The organism is Bradyrhizobium sp. AZCC 1577, from assembly GCF_036924575.1.
Taxonomy (GTDB): Bacteria; Pseudomonadota; Alphaproteobacteria; order Rhizobiales; family Xanthobacteraceae; genus Bradyrhizobium.
In genome coordinates this window covers 7137013-7149119 of the sequence record NZ_JAZHRQ010000001.1, presented here as the reverse complement: position 1 = coordinate 7149119, position 12107 = coordinate 7137013, and the positions used below count along the sequence as shown (strand labels likewise).

Annotated in this window: 7 protein-coding genes; 4 read left to right on the top strand and 3 right to left on the bottom strand. The window is 64.2% G+C overall.

What is annotated here, in order from left to right; genetic code table 11:
* Positions 1 to 100: 100 nt before the first annotated feature.
* The 3 genes from V1278_RS33855 to V1278_RS33845 all read left to right on the top strand — a co-directional run bounded on the left by V1278_RS33855 (position 101) and on the right by V1278_RS33845 (position 2215).
* Complete coding sequence (locus V1278_RS33855) at positions 101 to 1102, top strand: SPFH domain-containing protein (protein ID WP_065743724.1); 1002 nt, start codon at positions 101 to 103, stop codon at positions 1100 to 1102.
* Positions 1103 to 1138: 36 nt separating this feature from the next.
* The gene (locus tag V1278_RS33850) at positions 1139 to 1585 is read left to right on the top strand and encodes an NfeD family protein (protein ID WP_334366623.1); all 447 of its coding nucleotides are present in this window, start codon (positions 1139 to 1141) and stop codon (positions 1583 to 1585) included.
* Positions 1586 to 1660: 75 nt separating this feature from the next.
* Complete coding sequence (locus V1278_RS33845; protein WP_334383711.1) at positions 1661 to 2215, top strand: carboxymuconolactone decarboxylase family protein; 555 nt, start codon at positions 1661 to 1663, stop codon at positions 2213 to 2215.
* 139 nt (positions 2216 to 2354) lie between these two features.
* On the opposite strand, the gene V1278_RS33840 is transcribed toward V1278_RS33845, so the two are convergent.
* Complete coding sequence (locus V1278_RS33840) at positions 2355 to 3368, bottom strand: KpsF/GutQ family sugar-phosphate isomerase (RefSeq protein ID WP_334383710.1); 1014 nt, start codon at positions 3366 to 3368, stop codon at positions 2355 to 2357.
* A gap of 193 nt (positions 3369 to 3561) precedes the next feature.
* Between V1278_RS33840 and V1278_RS33835 the strand changes: the two genes are divergently transcribed.
* Positions 3562 to 5265 carry an outer membrane beta-barrel protein gene (locus V1278_RS33835; RefSeq protein ID WP_334384314.1) on the top strand — a complete coding sequence of 568 codons (1704 nt, stop codon included), beginning with the start codon at positions 3562 to 3564 and terminating at the stop codon, positions 5263 to 5265.
* A gap of 169 nt (positions 5266 to 5434) precedes the next feature.
* Here V1278_RS33835 and V1278_RS33830 read toward each other — a convergent pair whose 3' ends face one another.
* Entirely contained in the window at positions 5435 to 6892 is a 1458-nt protein-coding gene (locus V1278_RS33830; RefSeq protein ID WP_334383709.1) for a glutamate synthase subunit beta, read from the bottom strand.
* A gap of 150 nt (positions 6893 to 7042) precedes the next feature.
* On the bottom strand, positions 7043 to 11776 hold the full coding sequence (gene gltB / locus V1278_RS33825; RefSeq protein ID WP_334383708.1) for a glutamate synthase large subunit: 4734 nt from the start codon (positions 11774 to 11776) through the stop codon (positions 7043 to 7045).
* Positions 11777 to 12107: the final 331 nt, after the last annotated feature.

Below are 12107 nucleotides of genomic sequence, written 5' to 3'. Positions count from 1 at the left end.
GCCATAAACTGAGAACCGCCGGCTGAACCGGCGCCGCGCCGTTGCAGACAAATGAGAGATCGCGCCGGGCAACGCACCTTGCCGGCTTTGGAGGGACTTTATGAGTGGCTTCGACATTTTCGCGATTGCCTTTGTTCTACTTGTCATTGCCACATTGTTCGCGGGCGTCAAAACGGTGCCGCAGGGCTATGATTGGACCATCGAGCGGTTCGGCAAATACACCCGCACGCTGTCGCCGGGGTTGAACCTCATCATTCCCTATTTCGACCGCGTCGGCCGCAAGATGAACATGATGGAGCAGGTGATCAACATTCCCGAGCAGGAGGTGATCACCAAGGACAACGCCACCGTGACGGTGGATGGCGTCGCGTTCTTCCAGGTGTTCGACGCCGCGAAAGCGAGCTACGAGGTCGCCAATCTCGAGCAGGCCATCATCGTGCTGACCATGACCAACATCCGCTCGGTGATGGGCTCGATGGACCTCGACCAGGTGCTGTCGCATCGCGACGAGATCAACGAGCGGCTGCTGCGCGTGGTCGACGCAGCCGTCTCGCCATGGGGGCTCAAGGTCAACCGCATCGAGATCAAGGACATCGTGCCGCCGGCCGACCTGGTGGAAGCGATGGGCCGGCAGATGAAGGCCGAGCGCGTCAAGCGCGCCGACATTCTGCAGGCCGAGGGCCAGCGCCAGTCGGAAATTTTGCGGGCGGAAGGCGCCAAACAGGGTCAGATTTTGCAGGCCGAAGGCCGCCGCGAAGCCGCCTTCCGCGACGCCGAAGCGCGCGAGCGCCTGGCGGAGGCGGAAGCCAAGGCGACGCAGATGGTCTCCGAGTCCATCGCCAAGGGCGATGTCGCAGCGTTGAACTATTTTATCGCCGACAAGTACATCAAGGCGTTCGGACAGTTCGCGGATTCGCCGAACCAGAAGATCCTGATGATCCCGCTGGAAGCAACCAGCGTGCTGTCCTCGCTCGCCGGCATCGGGGAGATCGCCAAGGCGACGTTTGGCGAGAGCGCAGCTTCCGCTGCGGCCGCCGCACGGCGGACATCGTCGGTGCCGAACACCGGTCCCACCCCACCGCCGGTCACGCCGCAGCGGTGAGAGCTTGATCTGGAAGATCGATTAGAGGTTCGTGTCATGACCGACATATTTTCGACGTTAGGCACCTGGAATTGGCTGATCTTCGGCTTCGTCCTGATGGCGCTGGAGTTGCTCGCGCCGGGAGTCTTCATGTTCTGGCTCGGGCTCGCGGCGCTATTGGTCGGGCTCGTGTCGTTTGCGATCAGCCCGTCCTGGCAGACGCAACTCCTGATGTTTGCCGTGTTCGCGGTTGCCGCGGTACCGGCATGGCGGCACTTTGCGCGCAGCGAGGGCAGCCGCAGCCTGAGCAACCCGTTTCTCAACAACCGGACCAAGGCGCTGATCGGCCGGGAATTCACGCTGGAAAAGCCGATCGTCGGCGGCACCGGCACCGTGCGGATCGACGACACGGTCTGGCGCGTCGCCGGCCCTGACGCGCCGGCCGGCAGCCGGGTCAGGGTGGTGCAGGCCGATGGCGCCAGCCTGACGGTGGCGGCTGCTTAGCGCTCCATCATCTCCTTGCATTATGCTACCAAAAGTGTAGCATTGCTACTGTATTAGTAGCAATGGAGGTTGGCCGTGTCACAATCCGTGCCGCGCATCGCGCCACTTGAGCCGCCTTATGCACCTGACATTGCCGAGCAGTTCGACCGCATCATGCGCGGCGCGCCGCCGCTGGTGCTGTTTCGCGTCATGGCGGGCAATGCGCGGGCCTGGGAGAAATTCCGCGCCGGCAGCCTGCTGGATCGCGGCCCGCTCAGTTTGCGGGAGCGCGAGATCGTCATCGACCGTACCTGCGCGCGAACAGGCTGCGAGTACGAATGGGGCGTGCATGTTACGACGTTCGCGGAGGCCGCGCATCTGACGGAAGCGCAGATCCGCGCCACCGTGCTCGGCGCCGCCACCGACGCATGCTGGTCGCCAGCGGAGCAGGCCCTGATCGCCGCGGTCGACGCGCTGCACGAGCGCGCCACGCTTGATGAAGCCGAATTCGCGGTGCTGTCGGCGCATTACGACGAGGCGAAAATATTCGAGACCATCCTGCTGTGCGGATTCTATCGCACCGTGTCGTATCTCGCGAACGGACTGGCACTGCCGCTGGAGGAGAACGCGGTGCGGTTTCCGAAGGCCTAACCCCGTCATTGCGAACCACCGGGTCGCGCGAATGCGCGCCCGATGACAGGCTCCGCGAAGCAATCCATCTCGCGGCATAACGGATAGGTGGATTGCTTCGTCGCTTGCGCTCCTCGCAATGACGTGGAGAGGTCGGGAGTTACGCCACTCCCGCGCGCAGGAAATCGTGCAGGTGCACGATGCCGATCGGCTTGCTGGCGTCGGTCACGATCAGCGTCGTGATCTTCGAGGAGTTGAGGATCTCCAGCGCCTCGCCGGCCAGCACGTCGCGGTCGATCGTCTTCGGATTCCTCGTCATTACCTCGTCGACGGTGGCCGACATGAGCTGCGGCCCCATATGGCGGCGCAGGTCACCGTCGGTGACAATGCCGACGATGTGTCCGCGTGCGTCGACAATACCGACACAGCCAAAGCCCTTGGACGTCATCTCGACCAGCGCCTCGGACATGCTGGTGCCGAGCGGCTTCAGCGGCACCGCGTCGCCGGTATGCATGAGGTCGCGGGTGTATTTCAGGAGCGCGCCGAGCTTGCCGCCGGGATGCAGCACGCTGAAATCGACCGAGGTAAAGCCGCGGCCTTCCAGCAATGCGATCGCCAGCGCGTCGCCGAGCGCCAGCATCATCAGGGAGGAGGTGGTCGGCGCGAGATTGTGCGGGCAGGCCTCACGGGCCTTCGGCAGCGTCAGCGCGATGCCGGCCGCCTTGGCGAGGGAAGATTCGCGCTCCGCCGTCATGGCGATCACGGGAATGCGGAAGCGCTTGGCATAGGTGATCAGATTCTTCATCTCCGGCTGCTCGCCGGACCACGATAGCGCTAGGATGACGTCGTCCGGCGTGATCATGCCGAGGTCGCCATGGCTCGCTTCGGCCGCATGGACAAAAAAGGCGGGCGTGCCGGTGGAGGCGAAGGTCGCGGCGATCTTGCGGCCGATATGGCCCGACTTGCCGAGCCCGGTGACGATCAGCCGTCCCTTGGCGTTCCGGATCAGATCGACGGCAGCGACAAAGGGTGCGCGAAGGTCGGACTGCAGCGCCGCCGCAATCGCGGCGATGCCGCTGCCCTCGGCATCGAGCGTGCGCAGCGCCGATTGGACGGCGGCATCAGCGGGTCCAGAGCCGGATGATTGTACCATCAGCGGATTCGGGTTGGCCATGTCTGTCCCAGGGAAGGAGGGGCTTCGCGCCCCGAACCCTGCATAGCATGGGCCGTCCGGCGAAGCGACGCGGGGCTGCCGCCCTCAACGGCTCATTAACCATAATTGTTTTAACTCCATTAACGACGTGTTCCGCGAGCGTTCGGCGTTCGTCCACCAAGTATCTGTTTTTGTTGGGGTATATTTTATCGTGATGGCGGGGCCAGCATCGGGCCGGAACGGCCGCGCGCGCCTCTTCCGCGCAGCCTTGCCGTGCCTTGCGCTGATCGTCCTGACCGGAACCGCAGCGCGAGCGCAAACCCTCACGCCGGACCTGTTCAGCTCAAGGCGGACCAGTCAGATGCTGCCGCCGGATTCGCCGCTGCACCGGACGGCGGCGGAGGTGAACGATCCCCTCAACAGCCCGAAGCTGCAAGAGAGCGACAAGCCCGCGCCGTCGCGGATCGGACAGATCCCGAAATACGGTCTGCCGGCCGCGAGCGGCGCCGCCGACATCGGCTACGATTCGCTGAACCGCAAGCGCAAGAAGCCGAAATATTATCCGGGGCAGGCGAAGCCGAAGCCGCCGGTCGGACCCGGTAGTCCGCCGTCGCCGATTGCGTCGAACACGCGGCTGCGGCTGTCGATTGCCCCATCGGAATCAGCGTACAAAACCCCCATCCCACCGGCGATGGCGGGCACGGTCGTGGGACAGCCGCCGCGCAAGCGTCTCAGGATCGATGACGATCCGTTTGGCGCAGTCGGCGATTACGCCGGCAGCTTCCTGATCAAGTCGGCGGTCGAATTCTCCGGCGGCTACGATACCAATCCCGGCCGGCTCGCCCCGGCGCAAGGCAAGCCGTTCTATGTGATCGCGCCGGAATTTTTGGTGATCTCCGACTGGGAGCGCCATGCGCTGGTGGCCGATCTCCGCGGCTCCTTCACTGGCTATACCAGCAACCTCACGCCGAACGCCGACGGCACGCCGCTGTCGGCGCCGCTCGATGTCGACCGGCCCAACTTCCTCGGCCATGTCGACGGCCGGCTCGACGTCAGCCAGAACACGAGGCTGACCGCGCAGGGACGCTTGTTCGTCTCGACCGACAATCCCGGCAGCCCGAACGTGCAGGCCGGTCTCGCCAGATATCCGATCCTCACCACGGTTGGCACGACTATCGGCGTCGACCAGAGCTTCAACCGGCTGCAGGTTTCCGCCGGCGCCACTGTCGACCGCACCGACTATACCAATTCAAAGCTCACCGACGGCACTTCAACGACCAACGACGACCGCAATTTCAGCCAGTACGGCGGCGTCGGCCGCGCCAGCTATGACTTGAAGCCGGGCATAAAGCCGTTCGTGGAAGTGCAGGGCGACAGCCGCGTGCATGACGTCAGGCTCGACCGCAGCGGATTTGCGCGCGATTCCAGTGGCGGCTATGTCAAGGGCGGCACCAGCGTCGAATTCTCGCGGCTATTGACCGGCGAAATCGCCGTCGGCTATGCCGCGCGCGACTATGTCGATCCGAGGCTCGATCGCCTGGAAGGCCTGCTCGTCTCGTCCTCGCTGGTCTGGACCGCGACGCCGCTGACGACGGCAAAATTCTATTCCGACACCACGATCACGGAGACCACGCTGCCAGGCACGTCGGGCGTCCTGACGCATGTCTACACCGTCGAAGTCGACCACGACTTCCGCCGCTGGCTGACCGCGATCGGCAAGTTCACCTGGGGCTCGCTCGACTATCAGGGCAATCCCAGGCGCGACAAGATCTACGCGGTGTCGGGCGAGGCCATCTACAAGATGAACCGCAACGTCTGGCTCAGGGGCACGCTGCGGCGCGACTGGCTGGATTCGAACCTGGTGGGGAATAGCACGGCGTCGACTGTGGTGATGCTGGGGGTGCGGCTGCAGAACTAGGCGCTCGGCTCTCCGCGTGCGTTCCCCGGATGCTGCGCAGCACGAAGTGATGCGCTGCTGATCCGGGGTCCATGCGAGCGGCGCCATGGGTCCCGGCTCTGCGGAGCAGCGTTACACGCTGCACCGCGTCCGGGGCACGAGGTAACACAAAAAAGCTTTGGGTGTTGTGCTACCGCGGCAGCGTCGTCGTCCCCATCAAATACTGATCGATCGCTCGCGCGCACAGACGCCCCTCACGGATTGCCCACACCACCAGCGATTGCCCGCGGCGCATGTCGCCGGCGGAGAAGACGTTCGGCAGCGAGGTCTTGTAGTCGGCCATGTTGGCGCGGACGTTGCCGCGCTGGTCGAGGTCGACGCCGAGCGTCTTCAGCATGCCTTCGTGCACCGGGTGCACGAAGCCCATGGCGAGCAGCACGAGCTGCGCTTCGAGCTCGAATTCGGTGCCCGCAATCGGCTTGAACTTGTCGTCGACCTTCACGCAGTGCAGCTTTTGCACCTTGCCGTCGACGCCCGAGAATTTTTGCGTCAGCACCGCGTATTCGCGGCTCGCGCCCTCGGCCTGGCTCGACGAGGTCCGCATCTTCAAGGGCCAGTTCGGCCAGGTCACGCCCTTGTTCTCGTGCTCGGGCGGCGCCGGCATGATCTCGAGCTGGGTCACGGACTTCGCACCCTGCCGGAACGAAGTTCCGATGCAGTCGGAACCGGTGTCGCCACCGCCGATCACGACGACATGCTTGCCGCCGGCCAGGATATCCTTGACGTCGCCGAGCGGCTCGGAGGAGACGCGGCGGTTCTGCTGCGGCAGGAAGTCCATCGCAAAATGGATGCCGTCGAGATCGCGGCCGGGGATCGGCAGATCGCGGCCGGCTTCGGCGCCGCCGGTCAAGGCTACCGCGTCATACTGGTTGAGCAGCTCGCGCGGATCGATCGCGCCTTGTGAAGTGCCGCCGATATGGACGCCGTAATGGAACGTCACGCCCTCGGCCTCCATCTGCGCCACGCGGCGGTCGATGATATGCTTTTCCATCTTGAAGTCGGGAATGCCGTAACGAAGCAATCCGCCGGCCTTGGCGAACTTCTCGTAGACATGGACGTCATGGCCGGCTCGCGCGAGTTGCTGCGCGGCCGCAAGGCCCGCAGGTCCGGAGCCGACGATCGCGACCTTCTTGCCGGTCTTGGCCTGCGCGACTTCCGGCTTCAGCCAGCCATTGTCCCAGGCGCGGTCGACGATCGCGCATTCGATCGTCTTGATGGTGACCGGGTTGTCGTCGATGTTGAGCGTGCAGGACGCCTCGCACGGCGCCGGGCAGATGCGGCCGGTGAACTCCGGGAAATTGTTGGTCGAGTGCAGGTTGCGCGAGGCTTCTTCCCAGTTGCCCTGATAAACGAGGTCGTTGAAATCGGGGATCTGGTTATTGACCGGGCAGCCCGGCGTGCCCGGCGCCACCGAGCCGGTGCCGTGGCAATAGGGGATGCCGCAGTTCATGCAGCGCGCGGCCTGGTCGCGGGTGTCCTTCTCGCTCAGGGGAATGACGAATTCGCGATAATGCTTCAACCGCTCGGCGACCGGCACATACTTGCGTTCGTTCCGGTCGATCTCGAGGAAACCTGTGATCTTGCCCATTAAACCTGATGCCCCTGCATCTCTCGTTCGCATCTATCTGTTTCCGTCACCCTCCGTCACTGCGAGGAGCGTGAGCCGCGAAGCAATCCATGGTTCGGCTCGTCGCGCTATGGATTGCTTCGCTGCGCTCGCAATGACGGGCTGGTGTAACTAAGCCCCGATCGCGATTTTCGGTTCGGCGTCGGCGTCGACCTTCAATTCCTTCAGCGCGCGGCGGTATTCCACCGGCATCACCTTGCGGAATTTAGGCAGCCAGGCCTTCCAGTTCGCGAGGATCTCGGCGGCCTTCTTCGACCCAGCCAGTTTGGCGTGGCGCGTGATCAGCACGTGCAGCCGCTCGATGTCGGAGTCGAGCAGGTTCTGGAACACGTCGACCCGGCCATGCTGCTCGAGATCGCCGGAATGGTGGTAGGTGTTCTGGTTGATCATCTCTTCCGAGAGCACCGGTTCCAGTTCGACCATCGCCATGTTGCAGAGCTTTGCGAAGTCGCCGGCCTCGTCGAGCACATAGGCGATGCCGCCGGACATGCCGGCTGCGAAGTTGCGGCCGGTCTTGCCCAGCACCACGACGATGCCGCCGGTCATATATTCGCAGCAATGATCGCCGGCGCCTTCGACGACCGCGATCGCGCCGGAGTTGCGCACCGCAAAGCGTTCGCCGGCGATGCCGCGGAAGTAGCATTCGCCCTCGATCGCGCCGTACATCACCGTATTGCCGACGATGATGGACTCCTCCGGCACGATGCCGGAATTCTTCGGCGGCTTGACGACGATGCGGCCGCCCGACAGGCCCTTGCCGACGTAATCGTTGCCTTCGCCTTCGAGCTCGAAGGTGACGCCCTTGGCCAGCCACGCGCCGAACGCCTGGCCTGCGGTGCCCTTCAGGCTAACATGAATGGTGTCATGCGGCAGCCCGGCATGGCCGTAGATCTTCGCCACGGCTCCGGACAGCATCGCACCGGCGGAGCGGTCGGTGTTGTTGATCTCTTCCTCGATTTTCACCGGCGCGCCGCGGTCGAGCGCGGCCTGCGCCTTCTCGATCAGGCGGCGGTCGAGCACCTTCTCCAGATGATGGTTCTGGGCTTCGGCGTGATAGATCTTCTGGCCCTTCTCTTCCTTCTGACGGACGAAGAGTTTTGAGAAATCGAGCCCCTTGGCCTTCCAGTGCGCCACCAGCGTGGACTGGTCGAGCATCTGGGTCTGGCCGACCATTTCGTCGAACTTCCTGTAGCCGAGCTGCGCCATGATCTCGCGCACTTCCTCGGCGACGAAGAAGAAATAGTTGATGACGTGCTCGGGCTGGCCGGTGAAGCGCTTGCGCAGCACCGGATCCTGGGTCGCGACGCCGACCGGGCAGGTGTTGAGATGGCACTTGCGCATCATGATGCAGCCGGCCGCGATCAGCGGCGCGGTGGCGAAGCCGAACTCGTCGGCGCCGAGAAGCGCGCCGATCACGACGTCGCGCCCGGTGCGGAAGCCGCCGTCGACCTGGACCACGATGCGGCTACGCAGCCGCTCGCGCACCAGCGTCTGGTGGGTCTCGGCAAGGCCGATCTCCCACGGGCTGCCGGCGTGCTTGATCGAGGTGAGGGGGGAGGCACCGGTGCCGCCCTCGAAGCCCGCAATGGTGACATGGTCGGCGCGTGCTTTCGCAACGCCCGCGGCCACCGTGCCGACGCCGATTTCGGAAACCAGCTTGACCGAGACCTGACCGTCCGGATTGACGTTCTTGAGATCGTAGATGAGCTGCGCCAGATCCTCGATCGAATAGATGTCGTGATGCGGCGGCGGCGAGATTAGGCCAACGCCGGGGGTCGAATGCCGCACGCGCGCGATCGTCGCGTCGACCTTGTGGCCAGGCAATTGGCCGCCTTCGCCGGGCTTGGCGCCCTGGGCCATCTTGATCTGCATCATGTCGGAGTTGACGAGATATTCCGTCGTCACGCCGAAGCGGCCCGAGGCGACCTGCTTGATCGCCGAGCGCATTGAATCGCCGTTCGGCATCGGCTTGAACCGATCGGCCTCTTCGCCGCCTTCGCCGGTGTTCGACTTGCCGCCGATCCGGTTCATCGCGATCGCCAGCGTGGTGTGCGCCTCGCGCGAGATCGAGCCGAAGCTCATCGCACCCGTGGCGAAACGCTTGACGATTTCGGAGGCTGGCTCGACCTGGTCGAGCTTCACCGGCTTGCGCTTCTCGTCCTCGGCGGTCTTGATCCGGAACAGGCCGCGCAGCGTCAACAGCCGCTCCGACTGCTCGTTGAGGATCTTCGCGAACGCGCGATAGCGCTCCTGCGAGTTGCCGCGCACGGCATGCTGCAGCGCTGAGACGGACTCGGCCGTCCAGGCGTGATCCTCGCCGCGGGTGCGGTAGGCGTATTCGCCGCCGACATCGAGCGCGGTCTTGTAGACCTGCGCGTCTCCGAATGCATCCGTATGGCGCCGCACCGTTTCCTCGGCGATTTCGACCAGGCCCACGCCCTCGATGCGGGTGTGGGTGCCGGCAAAATACTTCGCGACGAAATCGGCCTTCAGCCCGACGGCGTCAAAAATCTGCGCGCCGCAATAGGACTGGTAGGTCGAGATGCCCATCTTGGACATCACCTTGAGCAGGCCCTTGCCGATCGACTTGATGTAGCGCTTGACGATTTCATAGTCGTCGAGCGCGCCCGGCAGGCGGTCCTTCATCGCGATGATGGTTTCGAACGCCAGATACGGATTGATCGCCTCGGCGCCGTAGCCGGCCAGGCATGCGAAATGATGCACCTCGCGCGGCTCGCCGGATTCGACGACGATGCCGACCGAGGTGCGCAAGCCGGTGCGGATCAGATGATGATGCACGGCGGCGCAGGCGAGCAGCGAGGGGATCGGAATCCGGTCCGTGCCCGCCATGCGGTCGGACAGGATGATGATGTTGACGCCTTCGCGCACCGCGCCTTCGGCGCGCGCGCAGAGTTCGTCGAGCACCTGCTCCATCCCCGCCGCGCCGAAGCCGGCATGGAATGTGGTGTCGAGCGTGCGTGACTTGAAATGGGTGTCAGCGACATCGGAGATCGAGCGGATCTTCTCCAGGTCCGCATCGGTCAGGATCGGCTGGCGCACCTCGAGCCGCTTGGTCGAGGCCATGCCCTGCAGGTCGAACAGGTTCGGCCGCGGCCCGATGATCGAGACGAGGCTCATGACGAGTTCCTCGCGGATCGGGTCGATCGGCGGGTTGGTGACCTGCGCGAAGTTCTGCTTGAAATAGGTGAACAACGGCTTGGGCCGGTCCGACAGCGCCGAGATCGGCGTATCGTTGCCCATCGAGCCGGCGGCTTCCTCGCCGGTCGCCGCCATCGGCGTCATCAGGATGTTGATGTCTTCCTGCGAATAGCCGAACGCCTGCTGCCGGTCGAGCAACGGCAGGTTCGAACGCATGCCCTTGACGGGCGCATCGGGCAATTCCTCCAGCACGAGCTGGGTGCGATGCAGCCAGTCGCTGTAGGGGTGGCTCTTGGCCAGCGTCGCCTTGATCTCGGCGTCGGGAATGAGGCGTCCCTGTTCGAGGTCGACCAAAAGCATCTTGCCGGGTTGCAGCCGCCACTTGGTGACGATCTCATCCTCCGGGATCTTCAGTACGCCCATTTCGGACGCCATCACGATGCGGTCGTCCTTGGTGACGAGATAGCGCGCGGGACGGAGCCCGTTGCGGTCGAGCGTGGCGCCGATCTGGCGGCCGTCGGTGAACGCGATCGCGGCAGGGCCGTCCCACGGCTCCATCAGCGCGGCGTGATATTCGTAGAAAGCGCGGCGCTGCTCATCCATCAGGGGATTGCCAGCCCACGCTTCCGGAATCATCATCATGACGGCGTGCGGCAGCGAGTAACCGCCCTGCACCAGGAATTCGAGTGCATTGTCGAAGCAGGCGGTGTCGCTCTGGCCTTCGTAGGAGATCGGCCAGAGGCGGCTGATGTCCTTGCCGTAGAGCTCCGAGTGAACGGAAGCCTGCCGCGCCGCCATCCAGTTGACGTTGCCGCGCAGCGTGTTGATTTCGCCGTTGTGGGCGATCATCCGGTACGGATGCGCCAGCGACCAGGTCGGGAAGGTGTTGGTCGAGAAGCGCTGATGCACCAGCGCCAGCGCGCTCTCGAAATCCGCTTCGTGCAGATCGGGATAGTACTTGCCGAGCTGGTCGGCGAGGAACATGCCCTTATAGATCACGGTGCGGCATGACAGCGAGACCGGGTAATAGCCGGCGAGCCCGCGGTCGCGGCGCTGGTAGATCGCCTGCGAGATCGACTTGCGCAGGATGTAGAGCCTGCGCTCGAACTCGTCCTCGGTCTTTGCCGTGCCGTTGCGGCCGATGAAGACCTGCATGTGGTAGGGTTCGGTCGGCTTGACGGTTTCGCCGAGCGAAGCGTTGTCGGACGGCACATCGCGCCAGCCGAGCAGCACGAGGCCCTCTTCCTTGATCTGTTCGGCGATGATGCTCTGGATCACTTTTCGCCACGCCGTCTCCTTCGGCATGAACAGCGCGCCGATCGCGTAGTGGCCGGGCTCCGGCAGCTTGAAGCCGAGCTCGGCGGTCTTGCGCGAAAAGAACGCGTGCGGGATCTGCACCAGAATGCCGGCACCGTCGCCGGCGCGCGGATCGGCGCCGACCGCGCCGCGATGTTCGAGGTTGCAGAGAATGCTGATCGCGTCGGAGACGATCTGATGCGACTTGCGGCCCTTGATGTTGGCGATGAAGCCGACGCCGCAGGAATCCTTCTCCATGCCGAGGTCGTACAGGCCCTCGGCCGGCGGGCGCCAGTCATGCTCGCGCGCAATGTCGGCCGGTTTCGAAGCCGCGGTCGCCGACAGGGTTTCTGTCACGATGTTTTCGCGCTCGAATTCCGACCCGCTCATCTCATTCCTCTCAAAAAGGCTAAGGGCCTCACCGCATCGTCGGCGCACCTTGGACGCTTGCGGCACCCACCGGGCCACCGCTCGTCCGCCGCGAGCCGCAATTTCTTAAATTCAGGCTTGGGCGTTCAACGTCCCTGAGGAACGGCCTTGCCTGCACTGCCCTGGAGCTCGTGTCGCCACGGTTTCGTTGCAATCCCTGTGCCGGGACGGCTCCGCAATTGAGACAGTGATACTGTCCTAACTTCGACCATGCCAAATTTTTCTTTATCACACAAGCGCGTGAAAGTCCTCGCCCGCATGCGGATCGGCGTCTGGTGGCCCGGGGGAAAAG